The sequence below is a fragment of the Serratia proteamaculans genome, from assembly GCF_013337185.1.
Lineage (GTDB): Bacteria > Pseudomonadota > Gammaproteobacteria > Enterobacterales > Enterobacteriaceae > Serratia > Serratia proteamaculans_D.
Genome location: NZ_SWDE01000002.1, coordinates 557,332 through 575,752, shown reverse-complemented (window position 1 = coordinate 575,752; position 18,421 = coordinate 557,332). Strand labels below are relative to the sequence as shown.

At 58.1% G+C, this 18,421-nt stretch carries 14 protein-coding genes and 1 pseudogene; 11 read left to right on the top strand and 4 right to left on the bottom strand.

Annotated elements, in window-relative coordinates:
* The first annotated feature begins 3 nt into the window (after nt 1-3).
* From FCL49_RS12910 to FCL49_RS12900, 3 genes are read left to right on the top strand one after another with little or no spacing between them, the layout of a single operon-like run.
* Nucleotides 4-1,263: a TolC family protein gene (locus FCL49_RS12910; protein ID WP_174353898.1), complete on the top strand. Its 1,260-nt coding sequence runs from the start codon at nt 4-6 to the stop codon at nt 1,261-1,263.
* On the top strand, nt 1,260-2,711 hold the full coding sequence (locus tag FCL49_RS12905; protein WP_174353897.1) for an efflux RND transporter periplasmic adaptor subunit: 1,452 nt from the start codon (nt 1,260-1,262) through the stop codon (nt 2,709-2,711). The genes FCL49_RS12910 and FCL49_RS12905 overlap by 4 nt, the downstream gene beginning before the upstream one ends.
* Nucleotides 2,708-5,827 carry an efflux RND transporter permease subunit gene (locus FCL49_RS12900; RefSeq protein ID WP_174353896.1) on the top strand — a complete coding sequence of 1,040 codons (3,120 nt, stop codon included), beginning with the start codon at nt 2,708-2,710 and terminating at the stop codon, nt 5,825-5,827. The genes FCL49_RS12905 and FCL49_RS12900 overlap by 4 nt, the downstream gene beginning before the upstream one ends.
* 48 nt (nt 5,828-5,875) lie before the next feature.
* Here the strand turns inward: FCL49_RS12900 and apbE are convergent, their stop codons facing one another.
* Nucleotides 5,876-6,907 (bottom strand): FAD:protein FMN transferase ApbE, encoded by a 1,032-nt coding sequence (gene apbE / locus FCL49_RS12895; RefSeq protein ID WP_174353895.1) that lies wholly within the window; start codon nt 6,905-6,907, stop codon nt 5,876-5,878.
* A 157-nt stretch (nt 6,908-7,064) separates the two neighbouring features.
* Between apbE and FCL49_RS12890 the strand changes: the two genes are divergently transcribed.
* Nucleotides 7,065-8,177 (top strand): SLC13 family permease, encoded by a 1,113-nt coding sequence (locus tag FCL49_RS12890; RefSeq protein WP_174353894.1) that lies wholly within the window; start codon nt 7,065-7,067, stop codon nt 8,175-8,177.
* Nucleotides 8,178-8,222: 45 nt separating this feature from the next.
* On the opposite strand, the gene pepT is transcribed toward FCL49_RS12890, so the two are convergent.
* Entirely contained in the window at nt 8,223-9,455 is a 1,233-nt protein-coding gene (gene pepT / locus FCL49_RS12885) for a peptidase T (protein WP_174353893.1), read from the bottom strand.
* Nucleotides 9,456-9,669: 214 nt separating this feature from the next.
* On the opposite strand from pepT, the gene FCL49_RS12880 reads away from it, so the two are divergent.
* Nucleotides 9,670-10,566, top strand: coding sequence for an endonuclease/exonuclease/phosphatase family protein (locus FCL49_RS12880; protein WP_174353892.1), 897 nt, complete (start codon nt 9,670-9,672; stop codon nt 10,564-10,566).
* Nucleotides 10,567-10,617: 51 nt separating this feature from the next.
* Nucleotides 10,618-10,767 (top strand): annotated as a pseudogene (locus FCL49_RS12875) (rhodanese-like domain-containing protein); the annotation flags it as partial.
* Nucleotides 10,768-10,771: 4 nt separating this feature from the next.
* Here the strand turns inward: FCL49_RS12875 and flk are convergent.
* The gene (gene flk, locus FCL49_RS12870; protein WP_174353891.1) at nt 10,772-11,803 is read right to left on the bottom strand and encodes a flagella biosynthesis regulator Flk; all 1,032 of its coding nucleotides are present in this window, start codon (nt 11,801-11,803) and stop codon (nt 10,772-10,774) included.
* Between the two features lie 179 nt (nt 11,804-11,982).
* On the opposite strand from flk, the gene FCL49_RS12865 reads away from it, so the two are divergent.
* The 4 genes from FCL49_RS12865 to FCL49_RS12850 are packed head-to-tail and all read left to right on the top strand — an operon-like array spanning nt 11,983 to nt 15,641.
* The gene (locus FCL49_RS12865; RefSeq protein ID WP_174353890.1) at nt 11,983-12,348 is read left to right on the top strand and encodes a copper resistance protein; all 366 of its coding nucleotides are present in this window, start codon (nt 11,983-11,985) and stop codon (nt 12,346-12,348) included.
* Between the two features lie 50 nt (nt 12,349-12,398).
* Nucleotides 12,399-14,435 carry a protein-disulfide reductase DsbD family protein gene (locus FCL49_RS12860; protein WP_174353889.1) on the top strand — a complete coding sequence of 679 codons (2,037 nt, stop codon included), beginning with the start codon at nt 12,399-12,401 and terminating at the stop codon, nt 14,433-14,435.
* A complete protein-coding gene (locus FCL49_RS12855; RefSeq protein ID WP_174353888.1) occupies nt 14,432-15,148 on the top strand; it encodes a DsbA family protein in 717 nt (238 codons plus the stop codon). The genes FCL49_RS12860 and FCL49_RS12855 overlap by 4 nt, the downstream gene beginning before the upstream one ends.
* The gene (locus tag FCL49_RS12850; RefSeq protein WP_174353887.1) at nt 15,141-15,641 is read left to right on the top strand and encodes a protein disulfide oxidoreductase; all 501 of its coding nucleotides are present in this window, start codon (nt 15,141-15,143) and stop codon (nt 15,639-15,641) included. Before FCL49_RS12855 ends, FCL49_RS12850 begins: the two co-directional genes overlap by 8 nt.
* A gap of 8 nt (nt 15,642-15,649) precedes the next feature.
* On the opposite strand, the gene FCL49_RS12845 is transcribed toward FCL49_RS12850, so the two are convergent.
* Nucleotides 15,650-17,107: a PLP-dependent aminotransferase family protein gene (locus FCL49_RS12845; RefSeq protein WP_174353886.1), complete on the bottom strand. Its 1,458-nt coding sequence runs from the start codon at nt 17,105-17,107 to the stop codon at nt 15,650-15,652.
* Nucleotides 17,108-17,278: 171 nt separating this feature from the next.
* Between FCL49_RS12845 and FCL49_RS12840 the strand changes: the two genes are divergently transcribed.
* Nucleotides 17,279-18,274 (top strand): DMT family transporter, encoded by a 996-nt coding sequence (locus FCL49_RS12840; protein ID WP_174353885.1) that lies wholly within the window; start codon nt 17,279-17,281, stop codon nt 18,272-18,274.
* The last annotated feature ends 147 nt before the right edge of the window (nt 18,275-18,421 follow it).

The window sequence follows — 18,421 nt, the reverse complement described above, 5'->3', positions numbered from 1 at the left end:
GTCATGACCATTATCCTTTCTCACCCTTTACGGGTGGGCTGGCTGCTGCTTGCCTGTTGGGCACCGGCCACCCTGGCAGCGGAGCTGACGCTGCAACAATCGTTGACGGCGGCTGAACGCTATTCGGCAGAACTTTCGGCCAATCGACATCAGGTGAATGCCCTGGAGAACATGGCAGATTCGGCGATGCAATTGCCCGATCCCAAGCTGAAGTTCGGTATTGAAAACGTGCCGGTGCAGGGGGGAAACGCCCGGCGCTTCACCCGCGAAGGCATGACGATGGGGCGGGTCGGCATCATGCAGGATTACGTCAGCAGCACCAAACGCCAGCGCAAGGCGGAGACCCTGCGTGCTGAAGCCAGCCAGACGGATGCCGGTAGCGCTACCATCCGCGCCCGTTTGCAGCAGCAAACCGCGCAGGCGTGGCTGGAACTGGCGCTGAGCCGGCAAACCTTGCATGACGCCACCGCACTGGTTACTGAGAGTGAGCGTCAAATTGCCACTCAGCATGCCGGTGTGGCCGGTGGCGGCACTCCTGCCAGCGGCGTGCTGGACGCCAGACTGACGCTGCTGGCCATGCAGGATCGCATCAGTGAGGCACAGCGTGACGTTGCGGTAGCGCAGGCACGCTTGACGCAACTGACCGGCCAGGCAACCACGGATACCGCCGGGGCGATGCCACGCTTTGAACGTTTACCGGCCGACAGCGACGTCTTGCGACAGGCGATCAAACAACATCCCGAGGTGCTGCAGGCCAGTCGTGAGGCCGACGTGGCCAAGGCGCGTTCGGCACAGTCAGAGGTGGCGGCCATACCGGACGTAGGTGTTGAGGTGTATTACGGTAAGCGCGCCGACGACTACGAGGATCTGGCTGGGGTGATGTTTACCGTCGATCTGCCACTGTTCCGCTCGCAACGACAGGATAAAGACTATGCCGCAGACGTGTCCCGCAACATGGAGGCCAACGATCGACTGACGTTGCTGATCCGCGATCATCAGGCGCAGCTCGACACGCTGTTGGCACAGTATCAGGCGGCGCAGGCGCAATGGCAGCGTCAGCAGCAACAGGCGATCCCCCTGCAGCAACAGCGGGTGACTTTGCTGTTGGCGCAATACCGCAGTGGCAAAAGCGACCTGTCTGCGCTGCTGGAGGCACGGCGGGCGCTACTCGACAGCCGCCTCAGCGCCGGTAAAGCCGCCCGTGGCCTGGCACAGATTTGGGCCGCCATCCGCTATCTCACCCCTCAGGAGGCGATGCAATGAAAATGCCATTTAAGCTGGCGCTGTTAGCGGCGTTAATCGGCGGTGGGCTGGCCGGATACTGGTTTGGCGCGTCGGGCGAAGCCGAGCCGCAGGCAGACAAAACTGAACGACAGGTTCTGTATTGGTACGATCCGATGATGCCTGCCCAGCGTTTCGATAAGCCGGGGAAATCGCCCTTTATGGATATGCAACTGGTGCCGCGCTATGCCGATGAAGCCGAAACGCAGGGCGGTGTGACCATCAGCGCACGCCAGCAGCAGAATCTGGGGGTACGTATCGAGACCGCCCAGTTGCGTCCGTTGGATCAGCAGCTTGACGCTTTCGGCAGCGTAGCCACCGATGAACGTGGGGTGCAGATTATTGCCGCCCGCGCCAATGGGCTGGTGGAAAAACTCTATGTCCGTGCCAGCCAACAGCAGGTGAAAAAAGGCCAGGCGCTGGCACAGTTGTGGATCCCGGAGTGGAGCGCGGCACAGCAGGAGTATTTGGCGATACGTCAACTGGGTGACCGCGCATTGACCGCCGCCGCCCGCCAGCGGTTGCAGTTGTTATTTATGCCCGAGGCGGTGATACGGCAGGTAGAGCGCACGGGCAAACCCGAGCCACGAATCAAGATAGTGGCGCCGGAGAGCGGTTATGTGAACAAGCTAAGCGTGCTTGAAGGCGCTCAGGTGACCGCGGCGCAGGGGTTGTTTGAGCTGGCCAGCCTGGATCCGGTGTGGATTGTGGCCGACTATCCGCAGGCGCAAGCCGGGTTACTCAAGGTGGGCGACAAGGTGCAGGCCGCCTCTGCCAGCTGGCCGGGGGAAAGGTTTGAAGGTGAGGTGAGCGAGCTGCTGGCCAACGTCGATCCGCTGACCCGCACCTTCAAGGCGCGCATTCTGTTAAAAAATCCTCAGCAAAAGCTGCGGCCAGGCATGTACCTGCAACTGACGCTCTCGCAGAACGCCGTCGGCAAACCGGTACTGGCCATCCCGCAGGAGGCACTGATAGATAACGGCGATCGTAACCGGGTATTGGTTGCCGAGGGTAACGGCCATTTCACGCCGGTGGAGGTGGTGGCCGGACGTGAACAGGACGGCTGGGTGGAGATCAAACGCGGCCTGAGCGCCGGGCAACAGGTCGTGACCTCCGGTCAGTTCCTGATCGACTCCGAGGCCAGTATGCGCAGTGCCTTGCCGCAGATGGCGGCACAAACCGAAGTTAAACAGTACCAGGCCGAAGGGGTGATTGAGGCACTCAATGGCGACACCATGACGTTGTCCCACGGACCGGTGCCTGAATTGCAGTGGCCGGCGATGACCATGGATTTTGCTCTGCCACCGGGGGGATTACCGGCAGGCATCAAGTCTGGCGACCGGGTGAAAATTCACTTTAACGTCGACGATAGCGGTTCACATATCAGCCAGGTTCTGCCGATCAATGCCGGGCACGGAGGCCACTTATGATTGCATACGTGATCCGCTGGTCGCTGCGCAACCGGCTGCTGGTGTTATTGGCCTCGGTATTGTTGGCCGGCTGGGGTGTTTGGGCCCTGCAGAAAGCCCCACTGGATGCGCTGCCGGACTTGTCCGACGTACAGGTCATCGTCCGTGCCACTTACCCCGGCAAGGCACCGCAGGTGATTGAAGATCAGGTCACCTATCCGCTGACCACCACCTTGTTGACGGTGCCGGGCGCCAAAACGGTGCGTGGTTTTTCCATGTTTGGCGATGCCTACGTCTACGTGTTGTTTGAGGATGGCACCGATCTTTACTGGGCGCGTTCACGGGTGCTGGAGTCGCTGAGTCAGGTGCAATCCTCATTGCCTGAGCAGGTGAAGGTGGCGTTGGGGCCGGATGCCACCGGCGTGGGTTGGGTTTACGAATATGCCCTGGTGGATAAAACCGGCAAGCACAGCCTGGCCGACCTGCGCGCGCTACAAGACTGGACGTTGAAGTTTGAGCTTAAAACCGTCCCCAACGTGGCGGAAGTGGCCAGCGTCGGCGGTATGGTGCGTCAGTATCAGGTGGTGTTGGACTCGCAAAGCCTGCGTGCGCTGAATATCACTCATCAACAGGTGGTGACTGCCATTCAGGACGCCAACCAGGAAGGCGGCGGGGCGCTGCTGGAAATGGGCGAGGCGGAGTACATGGTGCGCACCTCGGGTTACCTGAAAAAACTGAGTGATTTTGCCAACGTGGTGATCACTGTGCGCGATGGCGTGCCGATCCTGCTGTCACAGGTGGCGACGCTGCGTGAAGGACCGGAGATCCGCCGGGGTGTGGCAGAGCTTAACGGTGAGGGGGAAGTGGCGGGCGGCATAGTGGTGATGCGTTACGGCAAGAATGCGCTGGAAACCATCAATGCGCTGAAGGTGAAACTGCAGGAGGTTCAGCGGACGCTGCCGCCGGGAGTCGAAATCGTTACGGTTTACGACCGCTCTCAACTGATTGAACACGCCATCGAAACCCTGTCCCACAAGCTGCTGGAAGAGTTTATCGTGGTGGCACTGGTCTGCACTCTGTTCCTGTTCCATTTCCGTTCGGCGCTGGTGGCGATGATTACGCTGCCGCTGGGTATTCTCGGTGCCTTTGTGGTGATGCATTATCAGGGGGTGAACGCCAATATCATGTCGCTGGGTGGGATCGCCATTGCGATAGGCGCGATGGTGGATGCGGCGATCGTGATGATCGAGAACATGCATAAGGTGCTGGAACAGTGGCGACAGCGTCATCCAGGGCAACAGCCGACGTCAACGGATTACTGGCGCATTTCGGAGCAGGCGGCGGTGGAAGTGGGGCCGGCGCTGTTTTGCAGTTTGCTGATTATCACGTTGTCCTTCATTCCTGTGTTCACCCTGCAGGCGCAGGAAGGGCGGATGTTCTCCCCACTGGCCTATACCAAAACCTACGCCATGGCGGTGGCTGCCGGGCTGGGTATTACGTTGGTGCCGGTATTGATGGGGTACTTCATCCGGGGCCGCATTCCCGATGAGCATGCCAACCCGATCAATCGCTGGCTGATCCGTCTGTATCAGCCGGTGCTGGCGGCGGTGTTGGCGCGCCCGAAAACCACGCTCGGGGTTTCGTTACTGCTGCTGTTGTTGACCCTGTATCCGCTAAGCCGGTTGGGCAGCGAATTTATGCCGCAGCTCGACGAAGGTGATCTGTTGTATATGCCATCGTCATTGCCGGGCATGTCGGCGCGTGAGGCCGGCAGACTGCTGCAATTGACCGACCGGTTGATCAAAACCGTGCCGGAGGTGGCGACGGTATTCGGCAAGGCGGGGCGGGCGGAAACCGCCACCGACCCGGCACCGCTGACCATGCTGGAAACCACCATTCGCTTCAAGCCGCGTGACCAATGGCGGCCAGGTATGACCATGGACAAGCTGGTGGCGGAGCTCGATAGCGTGGTCAAGGTACCGGGCATCGCCAACGTTTGGGTTCCCCCGATCCGCAATCGGCTGGATATGTTGGCCACCGGCATAAAAAGCCCGGTCGGCATCAAGGTCAACGGCAATAACATGGCCGATATCGAACGGATTTCCGGGCAGATTGAGCAGGTGGTGAAACGGGTGCCGGGTGTCACCTCGGCATTGGCAGAGCGCATCACCGGGGGGCGCTATGTGGATATTGATATCGACCGTCAGCGGGCTGCGCGTTATGGCGTCTCGGTGAAGGAGCTGCAATCGATGGTAGCGACGCTGGTGGGCGGTGAAAACATTGGCGAAACCATTGAGGGGCGGGCGCGCTATCCGATCAATGTGCGTTACCCGCGTGAAATTCGTGATTCGGTGCAACAACTGCAGACATTACCGGTACTCACGGCCAATGGGAGTCAGGTGCCGTTGTCGATGTTGGCGGATATTCGGGTGACCGAAGGGCCGCCAATGTTGAAAAGTGAAAACGCACGGCTCTCCAATTGGATTTATGTCGATCTGCGCGGACGCGATCTTAAATCGGCGGTGGAAGAAATGCAGCAGGCAGTCGCGCAGCAGGTCAAGTTACCGGCCGGTGTCTCTTTAAGCTGGTCCGGACAGTTTGAGTATCTGGAACGCGCCAGCGCGCAGTTGAAAATCGTGTTGCCGGTAACGCTGGCGATCATTTTTGTGCTGCTGTTTGTCACCTTCAGCAGCGTGCGCGATGCGCTGTTGATCATGGCGACGCTGCCCTTCGCGCTGATCGGCGGTGTGTGGCTGCTGTACCTGCTGAACTACAACCTTTCGGTGGCCGGGGCCGTCGGTTTTATTGCCCTGTCGGGCGTGGCGGCGGAGTTCGGTGTGATCATGGTGCTGTATTTGAACCATGCGCTGGAAAAACACCGTCAGCCGGGGAAACCGCTAACCCAACAACAGCTGATGGCGGCCATCAGCGAGGGCGCGGGACTGCGCGTGCGGCCGAAAGTGATGACCGTCGCGACCATTATGGCCGGGTTATTACCTATTATGTGGGGTGATGGGGCTGGTTCTGAGGTGATGCGGCGCATTGCGGCACCGATGATTGGCGGCATGGTCAGTGCACCGTTGCTGTCGATGCTGGTGGTTCCGGTAGTATATTTATTGTTGCACCGTAAAGGATGATGGAGCGGGGCGCGGTATTGAACTGCGCCCCGAATACTGAACCAATAATTACTTCACCAGAAACGCTTTAAACTGCGGCGTCATCACGGCGCTGAATCCCTCGTCGGTTTTGCTGATCAAATACACCGCCAGCCCTTTATCCTCTGCCAGTTTCAGGGCTTTTTCCGTCCCCAGCACCATCAGTCCGGTATCCCAACCGTCGGCTTCCAGCGCAGTCGGGGCGATCACCGTGGCGGACACCAGACGGTGGGTTATCGGCCTGCCGGTGGTGGGATCGATCACGTGCGAGTAGCGCTGGCCATCCTGTTCGAAATAGTTGCGGTAGCTACCGGCGGTGCTGATGCCATAACCTTGTAAATCCACCAAAGCCTGTACCGCATTTTCACGGTCGGTAGGCTTTTGGATCGCCACCCGCCAGGCTTTGCCCTGGCCGTTAACGCCGCGGGAAGAAACCGCACCGCCAACCGAGACCAGATAGTTGGTGATGCCGTTGCGCGCCATCAACTGAACCAACTGGTCAACGCCATAGCCTTCACCCAGCGTTGATAGATCGACATACATCTCCGGCAGGTCTTTTTGCAGCCATTCGCCGTGGTCGTCACCGATCAGTTTGAGGTGCTGCAGGCCGACGTTCTTTTGCGCCGCCTCTATTTGCTGCTGGCTCGGCACCTTGACCACTCGCTTATCCGGGCCGAAGCCCCACAAATTGACCAGCGGCCCGACGGTAATATTCATCGCACCCTGAGTATCGCGACCGATGCGTTGGGCCATCAGGATAATGTCCGCCATGCCGCGCGGGATCGGCTGTGGATCTGTACTGCGGTTCTGATTAAAGCGCGACAGCACCGAATCATTGCGATAGGTGGAGATATCGTCGTTGGCCCGTTCCAGCACGGCGTCGATCTGCTGCTGCAACTGTTGTTTATTGATGGCTACATCACCGCTGACCTTGACGCTGTAGAAGGTGCCCATGGTTTTGCCGTCGATGTCCATCTGCGGACGGGTATTCTGGTCATTACAGGCGGTCAGCAAGCTGAGCGCCATGCTCAATAACAGCCCTTTGGCGAAAACGTTAGCCATAAAAAATCCTTCAAAACGGGGAAAGGCGCTACAAATAAAGCAAAGTGCGGCGAATGAAAAGCAGATAAAGGTAAAAGAGCATTTTACTGGCGTTGCGGTCGCGCTTGGGCTAACTTCTGGCTCCTGATCCCCGGTGGTTTTTTTTGAAGCGCTCAACATGAGTTCAAACGTCGTTGTGCGGCTGTTCCAGCCGTTCCTGAAAGATCGTTTTTTACATATTCTGCTGTTGGCCGGCGTGCTGATGCTGGCTATTAATCCGCAACAACTGCCTATGCTTAGCGGTTTTATCGACTGGCGCACCATTATTACCCTGCTGGGACTGATGCTGTTGACCAAGGGGGTTGAGGTCAGCGGTTATTTTGACTTTATTGGCCGCAAGATAGTCAATATGCTTCACAGTGAACGGCGGCTGGCGCTGTTTTTGGTGTTTTCTGCTGCACTGTTGTCGTCATTCCTGACCAACGACGTGGCGCTGTTTATCGTTATTCCGCTGACTATCACGCTAAAAAAACTCTCCTCGCTGCCAATTAGTCGGTTAATTATCTTCCAGGCGTTGGCGGTCAATGCCGGCTCGCTGCTGACGCCGATTGGTAACCCGCAAAACATTTTGCTGTGGAGCAAATCCTCACTGTCGTTTCTGGCTTTTATTGCCCAGATGGCACCCTTTGGCGCAGCGATGCTGGCCAGCCTGCTGCTGTTAACCTGGTTCAGTTTCCCGGCGCGGGAGATCGTTAAAGCCCCACATACCGAAGGCTACCCTTACCAGCGACGCCTGTTGCTGAGCTGCGTGGCACTGTACGTGATTTTTCTGCTGTGTCTGGATATCGACCTGCCACTGTATGGCCTGTTGGCGGTGTTCGCCGGGTTTTTACTGTTGGCACGCCGGGTGTTGTTGCAGATTGACTGGAGCCTGATTTTTGTCTTTATCGCCATGTTTATCGACGTCGGGTTATTCACCCGCCTCGAGGCGGTTCAGCCCTGGTTCGCGGACATTGCCAGGCTGGGCGAGGGCGGTATTTATGCCCTGGGGATCTGCCTGTCGCAGGTGATCAGCAACGTACCGGCGACCATTTTACTGCTTAACTACGTGCCTTCCAGCCAACTGCTGGCCTATGCGGTCAACGCCGGAGGTTTTGGCTTGGCGCTCGGTTCATTGGCTAACCTGATTGCACTGCGGATGGCGGGCGAGCGAAAAATCTGGCTGAAATTCCATTACTACTCGCTGCCATTGCTGGCATGGAGTGGTTTGCTTGGCTGGTTGCTGGCTTAAGAGCGATATTTCTACTTGAAATACCGCTCTCCTTTGGAGCAGCCGTTAGCCGCGTGCGGCCAGCAAACAGATGCTGCGGGTGACCTGATAGGACTTCACAAAGGCGCTGACCGGCAGAAATTCAAAGCGCGAATGGAAATTGTGCGCACCGGTGAAGTAGTTGGGAGTCACCAGCCCGCGGCTCGATAACGCCGCACCGTCGGTACCCCCGCGCATCGGGATTACCTTTGGCGGAATACCGTGGGCGGCGAGTGCGCCGAAAATCAGTTCGATGGCGCGTTGGTCTTCGCCGATAGAGTTGCTGATATTGCTGTAGATATCCGTGACGCTGCAGCTGACTTTAGCTCGCGGGTAGTTTGCCGCCACTTGCCGAACCACTTCCTGAATACGTTCTTTACGCGCATTGAAACTCGCCAAATCAAAATCACGGACTGACACTTTCAGCGTGGCGAGGTTGGCATTGGCCGTCAGGTCGTTGAACCAGAAGTAGCCTTCACGCCCCTCGGTATGCTCCGGCGTGTCCCGGCTGTCGAACTGATTGATGATGTCGTTGGCGATACGAATCGGGTTGATCAACACATTCTTGGCTGACATCGGGTGCGCAGTCACCCCCTCAATGCGGATTTCCGCTGCCGCGGCGTTGAAGTTTTCATACACCACTTCGCCCAGTTCACAGCAGTCGATGGTATAGGCGAAGTCTACGTCAAAGCGTGCCAGATCCAGTGCCTTGGCACCGCGCAGGCCAATTTCTTCATCCGGCACAAAGGCCACCAGGATATCGCCGTGACGGTCGGTGGCACTCAGGTTAGCCAGCAGGGTCATCACTACCGTCACAGCCGCCTTGTTATCGGCGCCGAGTACGCTGGTCCCGTCGCTGAAAATAATCTCTTCATTCGGGTAGGCCAGGATCTCCGGGTGCTCGGCGGTGCGCAGCCAGATGTCATGCTCTGCGTTCAGGCACAGATCCTGGCCGCTAAAGCGCAGGCGCTGCGGGTGAATATCTGCCGCCAGGCCGACGTCAACGGTATCGATATGGGTAATAAAACCGATACGCGGCGCGCCGGGCTGGTTGCCGGGTTTACGTGCGGTAACAGTGGCGTGCTCATCAATTTGCACATCAGCCATCCCCAATTCGCGCAGTTCGGCTGCCAGCAGTTTGGCCATCTCATGCTGGCCTGGCGTGCTGGGCAGGGTTGTGGCGGCGGCATCGCTCTGGCTGGTTACCGCCAGATAGCGGAAGAAACGTTCGGTGAGCTGTTCGGCTATGGCGCTGGTCATGCGGGTTCCTCTCGGTAAGCGGTCTATCGGTTTTAATGGTAAATCAGCCGGTTGTCCAATGGTGCAATGCTTTAGCCGTCGGAATGCGAGACGCCGCGCAGAATAAAAAAATAGCGGCGCAACTAGGAAATAGTCGCGGGTAACTGCGGCAAAATCGTTGTTAGCTCTGGGGTGCGGATGCCCCAACAAAAATCTGAACGCTAAAGGAGAATTCATGCGCTCACGTCACGCTTTGCTTATTTCTTTGTTATCCCTGGGAATATCTCAGACTGCCTGGTCTTCCACCGACGGTGGTCATGCCAATAGCAACGCCAATAGCCGCGAAGTGGCCAGCGCGCTTGGCGGCCTGAAGAACAAAACCTATAGCCTGGAGCTGGCACCGAAGATCCGCGTCGCCAGCTTCAATATTGCCGCCGGTAAAGTCAGTGATATGACCGCCATCGCCAAGGCGATCAAGGCGATGAACGTCGACGTGGTGGCGCTGCAGGAAGTGGACAAGCTGACCGGCCGCAGCGGCAAGCTGGATCAGGCTGCAGAACTGGCCAAGCTGACCGGTATGCACGTGGTTTTTGGCCGCGCGATTGATTTTGACGGCGGTGAATATGGCCTGGCGTTTCTGTCAAAATATCCGCTGCATGACAGCAAGATTTACCCGCTGCCTTCCGGTCAGCGTGAACAACGCATTGCCTTCAGCGCCCAGACCGACGTGCCCGAATTTCCGGCGCCGATTACGCTGATCAACACTCATTTGGATACTAAAGAAGATCCGGCCATGCGTTTGGAGCAGGTGCGCGAGTTGAATGACCGCACCATCGAAATGCGCGGTATCAAGCTGTTGTTTGGCGACATGAACGACGTTCCGGGCAGCGTTACCTGGACCGAACTTAGCCGCTACTGGAACGACATCATGCCTGCCGCGCAAGATGGCCGCAGTTGGCCGGCAGAAAATGCCGAAATCAAGGTCGACTACATCTTTAGCGGCAATGCCCAGCGCTGGCATTTGGACAGCCTGACGGTGCCGAACGCCAGCGGCGACTGGAACGGCATTCACTGGCCGGCGGTCAGCGATCACCTGCCGGTGGTTGCCGAACTGCGGCTGACCGAGCAGTAATTTAATCGCAAACGGCGTTGTCAGTTTAAACGGGGGAAATCTGTGCCAGCCGCGGCGTGGCTGGCGCAACAGGGGTTCCGGGTGAAAGAGCTGATTGGCGGGTTGGACTTCTGGCTACGCGATGGCCATCCATTGGCCACCGGTGAACAGCCGGGTTCGCTGTTGGGAAGTGCTGTCGGAGAAGACTGCGGCTGTGCCTGAGGGGTTAAAACACCAGCGCCAATACCAGGGCCAGCACCAGAATAAACAGGATAAAGGCCACGGCCGGTTTGCTCAGCGCTTTTTGCAGTGGTTGGGGCAGGGCGGCAATTAGTGGGTTGAGCAACGGTTGCGGTTCGGCGTGGCTGCCGGACAGCGGCTGTGCCGGACCGGTCTTTTCCAGACGGCGCGCAAACAGCTGGTTGATCAGGTCGCTCATCTGCGGATGGGTCAGCGGTGCGCCGGCATTGCAGTGAAAACGTGACTGACAGTAGTCATTCAACTGTTGCTGCTCCTGCGGATCCGCAGGATGTTTAAGTGCGGCCAACAGGTTGTTCAGCGTCGGTGCGGTTTGTGGACTCAGCGCTACCTTCACCTGTAAAAACTGGTTCAGCAGTTGGAAATGGCGAGCTGGCAGCGGATCGTTGGTTTTTACCCCGCTGAGATCAAACAGCGTCTGCCAAATTTTGACCGGTGATTCGCCGGTGGCGGCACTCAGCTTGGTCACCTGCAGTTGCAGGCTCTGGTGTTCGGCAGGCAGCAGCGGACGATCGCTGGTGGTGGTTTGTTGCGGGAGCGGAATGGTCAGGCTGCCGGTCTGCAACAGGTTCAGTACCTGCTGCAACTGTGGGTGGCTCAATTGACTCAGCACCGTATGGCCAAACTGCTGGCGAATAAAGTCGCTGACGGCCTGGCGGTTATTGCCCTGCGGCAGCAGATCGGTGAGTTGCTGCAACAATTGGCGGTTGGCATGGCTCTGCTGCACCTGCGCCAGACGGTTTTGCAACAGTTGCTCGGCCGGTTGGAAATGGCGTGCCAGAAGCTCACTGTTGTTGTTGTCCGTTTGCAGGTCATGACGCAGCGTGACCCAAATCTCTGCGGACTTGGCCGGGCTGAGCGCCATGATCTTGACGACCAGTTTCTCCAGCGTGGTGCGTTGTGCCGGGGAGAGCGGGCTACCGTCAGTGGCTGTGGTTTTGTCCGGGCTAGGGGAACGATCGCTGGCGATCGGGGTGCCCGGTCCACTCAAAGGTTGCATATCACCTGTCCTTCGCTGTGTAGAATAATCGTCGTACCCGGCGAAAAGCGCAGGATTGTGCTTATGATACCTGTAAACGGCCGCGACCAATACCGTCCTCAGACATTTCTTTACAGGCAAAACATTGCTAAAAGCGTCTGCGCCGCTAAGATAAGCGCAGACTTGGAATTGAGGGTGGCATGGTTAAACAGCAGCGGATTGCGAAATGGTTCTTATGCCTGGCTTGCCTGGTCGTATTGACCTGCATGACTCAGCGCATGGCGAGCCTGCATGCGTTGCAGCAAGTGATGGGCCTGTCTGTCGCCAGCACGCTCACCTCTGCCACCGATGACGCCGCCGAACTGCAACCCACGCCCTGCGAACTGAGTGCCAAATCCTTGTTGGCCTCGCCACCGGTGATGTTCGAAACCCTGCTGTTCGGCCTTGGCATGTTACTGGTGTTGTTGGCCCCCACGGTGGCCGCGCGTCTGCGAATTCCCCCTCCCAGAGTTATTTCCCCCACCACCCTCAGGGTACATCTGCGATTATGCGTGTTCCGTGAATGAGTTCATCACCCGTCTGTTTTGGTTGATTGATTCATTTATGGAGAAAAAACATGTTGAATATCATCAGGTCGGCATTAGCCTGCCTGTTACTGCTGTGGCTACCTGTTTTGCAGGCGGCGGACAGCGGTTGGTTACAAAGTCCGACTAACGATCACGCCAAGGTGCGGCTGCGCGCCGACACCTCGCACAGCGGGGAAACCCGTTTGCTGCTGGCCATAGAGCTGCAAAAAGGCTGGAAAACCTACTGGCGTTCGCCGGGAGAAGGCGGCATTGCGCCGACCATCGCCTGGCAGGGTAATCCACCGCCGGCAACCTGGTACTGGCCAACGCCGCAGCGTTTTGACGTTGCCGGTATTTCCACCCAGGGTTATCACGACCGGGTTGAACTGCCGCTGGTGATGAAAGGCACTGTGCCACGCCAGTTGGCGGGCACGTTGACGCTGTCTACCTGCAGTAACGTCTGCATTTTGACCGACTATCCGTTCAGTCTGGATTTGGATGCGCCGTCCGACGCGCAGTTTACCCATGACTTTGCCCAGGCCATGGGGCAGGTACCTATTGCCGATGGGCTGGTGGAGAGTATTAAAGCCGGTTATCAGAACGGGGAACTGCAGATCAGCGCCGAGCGAGCCGCCGGTTGGCAGCAGCCTGAGTTGTTCTTCGATACGCTGGAGGATGCTGACCTCGGCAAGCCAAAGGTCAGTAGTGACGGTACGCGGATGTTCGCGCGGGTGCCAGTTAGTGATGGCTGGGGTGATAGCGCACCGGATCTGCGTGGCAAAACCCTGACGTTGGTGATCGGTGACGGCGGCGTGGCGCAGCAGGTGACGTTACCTATAGAAGGGCCACTGGCTTCACCGGTTGCGGCGAGTTTCTCGCTGTGGCAGGCGGTGCTGATGGCGCTGGCCGGTGGCTTGATCCTCAACCTGATGCCCTGCGTGCTGCCGGTATTGGGCATCAAACTGGGTTCGATTTTGCAGGTCGAACAGCGCGACCGACACAGCATTCGGCTGCAATTTCTGGCCTCGTCGTTCGGCATTGTAGCGTCGTTTATGGCGCTGGCCTTGCTGATGACGCTGCTGCGGCTGAGCAATCAGGCGCTGGGCTGGGGTATCCAGTTCCAAAACCCGTGGTTTATCGGCTTTATGGTGTTGGTGACGCTGTTATTCAGCGCCAACCTGTTCGGCCTGTTCCATCTGCAGCTTTCCTCTTCGCTGAACACCAAACTGGCGACCCATAACGGACGTGGCCTGAGTGGGCATTTCTGGCAGGGCGCTTTCGCTACCCTGCTGGCGACGCCATGTTCCGCACCTTTCCTGGGCACCGCGGTGGCCTTTGCTCTGGCTGCTCCGTTGCCGGTGCTATGGGGCATGTTTGTCGCTCTGGGCATCGGGATGAGTCTGCCCTGGCTGTTGATTGCCGCCTGGCCGGCGCTGGCACTGCGTTTACCTCGTCCGGGGCGTTGGATGAACAGCCTGCGGCTGGTGATGGGCCTGCTGATGCTGGCTTCTTCGTTGTGGCTGCTAAGCCTGATGACTAACCATATCGGTGGAATAGTGACGCTAGTGGTGGGCGTTATCGCACTGCTGGCCCTGTTGCTGGCGGTCGGTTGGCAACATGGGGTTCGCCTGGCGGCCAAGCTGGCAGCCGGTACCCTGGTGCTGGTTGGAGTGGTGCTATTGGCCGGTTCCCTGACCGCCGGGCTGTGGCGTCAGCCACTGCATGACAATGTGGCCTGGCAACCGCTGAGCGAGGAGGCGATCACCCAGGCACTGGCCCAGAACAAACGGGTGTTTGTCGACGTCACCGCTGACTGGTGTGTGACCTGTAAAGCCAACAAATTCAACGTACTGCTGCGCGATGATGTGCAAAAAGCGCTGAGCGCTGAGGACGTTGTCGCCCTGCGGGGAGACTGGAGCCGTCCATCGGCCGAAATTAGTGCTTTCTTGCAACAACGCGGCAGCGTCGCCGTGCCTTTTAACCAAATCTATGGCCCCGGCAGCCGCGACGGCGTGGTGTTGTCCCCGTTGTTAACCCGCGATGCCGTATTGCAAACCCTGTCCGCCGCCAAAGGAAATTCACAATGAAAAAATTAATGATTTTACTGATGCTGATCGCCACTCCTGTCTGGGCCGCTGCCCCATTTACCCCGGAGCAGGAAGTGCGCATTAAAGAGCTGATCCGCGAAACGCTGGTGTCGAACCCGGATATTCTGGCGCAGGCGGTGGATGCCTGGCAGCAGCAAACCTCCAGCCAGCAAATTAGCCAGGCGATCAAGCAAAACGCCAAAGCTTTATATGAAGACCCTGCCAGCCCACGTCTGGGGGCGGCCAACGCCAAACTGACGCTGGTGACCTTTACCGATTACAACTGTCCGTACTGCAAGCGTTTTGATCCGATGCTGGAAAAAATCGTTAAAGAGAACCCGGATGTGGCGTTGGTGGTGAAACTGTTGCCGTTCAAAGGCGAAAGCTCGGTAAGTTCGGCGCGGGTGGCATTGACTGCCTGGCAGCAGCATCCGGACCAGTTTTGGGCGTTGCACCAGCGGCTGATGGCGAAAAAAGGTTTCCATGATACCGCCAGCATTAGCGCGGCACAGCAGAAAACCGGGGTGAAAGAGGTGGCACCGAGTGAGCTGAGCATGACCACGTTGCGCACCAACATGGAGTTGGCAGAAAAATTGGGCGTACAGGGGACGCCGGCGACGCTGATCGGCGATCAGATGTTGCCGGGGGCGGTGTCTTACGAGGAGCTGGAAACGATGGTGAAACAGCAGTTGGCGAAGGTTAAAAATGGCTAGGCTACGGCGTTGGGCGCGGGAACTGCTGATCCTGCTGCTGATCGTCCTGGTCGCCGCTTTCGGCATGGACTGGCTGCGTGCACCGCAGGTCCCGCCAGCCTTCGATTCGCAGCTCCTGACGACGCTGAACGGTGAGCAGGTATCACTGGCGCAGCTCAGTCAGGACAAACCGTTGCTGGTTTATTTCTGGGCCAGTTGGTGCGGAGTTTGCCGCTTCACCACCCCCTATGTCGCCAGACTGGTGGGCGAGGGGAGCAACGTGTTGAGCGTAGCGCTGCGCTCCGGTGACGATGCTCAGGTGGCGAAGTGGCTGGCCGCTAAAAGGGTGACCTTGCCGGTGGTTAACGACCCGCGTGGCGAACTGTCGGCGCAGTGGCAAATCGGCGTGACCCCGACGCTGGTGATCATCTCCAAAGGCCAGGTGGTGCAGAGCACCACCGGCTGGACCAGCTATTGGGGTATGAAGCTGCGGCTGTGGTGGGCCGGGCTGTAATCGCCGGTTTATTCGGCCGCTATCACCTGACTAATCGCCCGGCACAGCCGGGCGATACCTTCTTCAATCAGCGGCGGTGTGTTGGCGGCGAAATTCAATCGCAGGCCATGCGCGCCACGCTGTTCCTCGGCATAAAAACACTCCCCACGAGCAAAAGTCACGCCTTCTCGCCAGGCCATCGGCATCAATGCTTCGGTGCTGACGGCGGCAGGAAGCGTCAGCCAGATAAACAGCCCGCCCTCCGGCGTTTCAAACCGGCAACCGGGCGGCAGTTGTTGCTGTAAGGCGGCAACCATCACATCCCGGTGTTGGCGATAGATCCGTCCTGCACGCCGCAGCTGCTTGTCGTAGCGACCTATGGTGACGAAGGCGTCCAGTGCGCGCTGGATCAGGTTGGAGCTGGTAAAACTGTCGACGTGTTTCAGTCGGGCGATGCGTTGATAGTGTTCGCTGTCCGCCACCAGATAGCCAATACGCATGCTGGGCAACAGCATTTTGGAAAATGTGCTGACATAAATCACCGCCCCCGGCTGCGCCAGCGCCCGCAGCGAGGGTAACTGCTTGCCGTTGTAGCGCAAATCACCGACAAAATCGTCCTCGAGGATCACCACCCCGGCATGCTGAGCCAGTGCCAACAGGCGACGCCGCCGGGCTTCACTCATGCAGCGCCCGGTGGGGTTATGGAAATTAGGAATGGTGTAAATCAGCTTCGGCCGGTGTTTTTCCAGCAAGGCGGGCAGTTGTTCAACCAGCATGCCGTGCCGATCGCTGGGAATGGTGACGATATTGATGCGGTGCAGGCGCAGCAGCCCCAGAGCTTCGGCGTAGGTCGGCTGTTCGACGATCACCGTATCGCCCGGCTCCAGCAGGCTTTGCACAATCAGGCTGATAGCGTGCTGTGAACCGTTGGTGATCAGCAACTGCTCGGCATGGGTTGGAATGCCCTGTGCGGTGAGGATCCTTCCCAGCGTATCGCGCAGCGGGTAGTAACCGCAGTATTCACCATAGCTGAAGGCCTCTTCCGCATGGCGGCTGAGCACCGACAGCAATATCTTGCGGAACTCTTCCTGCGGGAAAACTTTCGGGCTGCCAACACCGGCAGCAAAGTTGATGATGCTGTCCGGCAGCGGGATATCGGGGTAACCATCCAGTCGTGAGGTCAGGGTGGTAAAACGCTCCGCCGGGAAAGGGACATCGGTTGCCGGTTTTGGCTGTGCGGGTTGTGCCAGCGGATGCTGGACATAGGCACCGCTGCCGCGCCGCTGGCGTAAAAAGCCTTTGGCTGCCAGTTCGGCATAGGCGTTGTCCACCGTCAACCGGCTGACGGCCAATTCGCCGGCAAGCTGGCGGGTGGAGGGCAGTTTATCGCCATCAACAAAGACGCCGCTCAGGATAGCCCGTCGCAACGCCTCCTCAATTTGCAGATACAGCGGAACATCCTGCTGACGGTCTAACGGAATATGCATGCAAAATTGGCTCGGTTAACGCTGGTGGTTTTTACTATACCCCATAGCAGTAAGCCTTCAAGCGGATAAAAGTGGCCTGTATAACATCGGGGGAAAGTGGCTCTGGCGGCAAAATTGCGCGGCGTTAGAATCGCTGCCTGAGTCTATTCCCGCCGTTTTTTTGAGGGTGTCATGTCATTACCATCGGGTGTTTCAGCCAGGCCGGTTTTTCCCGGCGCGCGTATTTTACAGGGCAGCAGTCAGGGCTATGTGATTGCCATTATCAGCGCCATGTTGCTGGCTTTTACCGCCATTATTATCCGTGTGCTAACGGAGTATTATCACCTGCCGACCTTTGTGCTGGCTTTTTGGCGAGCGGCGCTGGTGGCATTGGTGCTATTGCCGGCATTGTTGCTGTTCAAGCCTGAGTGGGCTCGTTTACGGCGCTCCCAGATCCCGTTTTATGCCTGTTATGGCCTGCTGCTGGCGGTATTCAACAGCCTGTGGACGCTGTCGGTGGCGTTGAACGGTGCGTCGGTAGCCACCATTCTGACTTACTGCTCGGTGGGGTTTACCGTTTTCCTCGGCTGGATGATCTACAGCGAACGCCTGAACCTGCGTCAATTAGTGGTGATTGTGGTCAGCCTGGGCGGCTGTTTTCTGGTCAGCAACGGCGACAGCATGGGCAACAGCCATTTTAACCTGCTGGGGCTGTTGGTCGGTATGCTGTCCGGCATCGGCTATACCCTCTACACGCTGGGCGGGCGAGTGGCGACTGAACGCCATTATCCGGTGTGGAATACCATTTTGTACGTGTTCGGCTTTTCGGCCGTTTACCAGTGGCTGTTTAACGCTGCGTTGACGCTTTACCCGCTGGCGGCTTTCCATGGCATGACCGGTTCTTTGTGGTTCCTTTCCGAGGGCGTTCAGGGCATCGAGTGGCGCGGTTGGCTGTTGCTGCTGACGCTGGCCGCCGGCCCGACGCTGTTGGGCTTTGGTCTGTACAACATCAGCCTGAAAACCTTGCCGCTGGCGGTGGCGAACCTGATTTTGTCGCTGGAGCTGGTGTTTACGGCAGTTATCGCCTATTTCCTGCTGGGGGAAAACATGAACCAGTTGCAGCTGCTGGGCAGTGCGCTGGTGCTGGGCGGGGTGCTGATGTTGAAGAACAAGACGGCTGAGGCGTGATTTGTTACCCTTATGGCGCCAAAATTTGGAGGCAACAATGACCCATAACCCAAGATTAAAACGGGCGTTAATCGCTTAATTCGGCAGTGTTTTGCGACCAAAAAACACTGCCACAGACTTTAGGCTGTGGCTCTTGCAATAGATAAA

Coding starts and splice junctions, on each gene's coding strand:
- FCL49_RS12910 (WP_174353898.1), top strand. CDS start 4: ATGACCATTATCCTTTCTCACCCTTTACGGGTGGGCTGGCTGCTGCTT.
- FCL49_RS12905 (WP_174353897.1), top strand. CDS start 1,260: ATGAAAATGCCATTTAAGCTGGCGCTGTTAGCGGCGTTAATCGGCGGT.
- FCL49_RS12900 (WP_174353896.1), top strand. CDS start 2,708: ATGATTGCATACGTGATCCGCTGGTCGCTGCGCAACCGGCTGCTGGTG.
- apbE (WP_174353895.1), bottom strand. CDS start 6,907: ATGGCTAACGTTTTCGCCAAAGGGCTGTTATTGAGCATGGCGCTCAGC.
- FCL49_RS12890 (WP_174353894.1), top strand. CDS start 7,065: ATGAGTTCAAACGTCGTTGTGCGGCTGTTCCAGCCGTTCCTGAAAGAT.
- pepT (WP_174353893.1), bottom strand. CDS start 9,455: ATGACCAGCGCCATAGCCGAACAGCTCACCGAACGTTTCTTCCGCTAT.
- FCL49_RS12880 (WP_174353892.1), top strand. CDS start 9,670: ATGCGCTCACGTCACGCTTTGCTTATTTCTTTGTTATCCCTGGGAATA.
- flk (WP_174353891.1), bottom strand. CDS start 11,803: ATGCAACCTTTGAGTGGACCGGGCACCCCGATCGCCAGCGATCGTTCC.
- FCL49_RS12865 (WP_174353890.1), top strand. CDS start 11,983: ATGGTTAAACAGCAGCGGATTGCGAAATGGTTCTTATGCCTGGCTTGC.
- FCL49_RS12860 (WP_174353889.1), top strand. CDS start 12,399: ATGTTGAATATCATCAGGTCGGCATTAGCCTGCCTGTTACTGCTGTGG.
- FCL49_RS12855 (WP_174353888.1), top strand. CDS start 14,432: ATGAAAAAATTAATGATTTTACTGATGCTGATCGCCACTCCTGTCTGG.
- FCL49_RS12850 (WP_174353887.1), top strand. CDS start 15,141: ATGGCTAGGCTACGGCGTTGGGCGCGGGAACTGCTGATCCTGCTGCTG.
- FCL49_RS12845 (WP_174353886.1), bottom strand. CDS start 17,107: ATGCATATTCCGTTAGACCGTCAGCAGGATGTTCCGCTGTATCTGCAA.
- FCL49_RS12840 (WP_174353885.1), top strand. CDS start 17,279: ATGTCATTACCATCGGGTGTTTCAGCCAGGCCGGTTTTTCCCGGCGCG.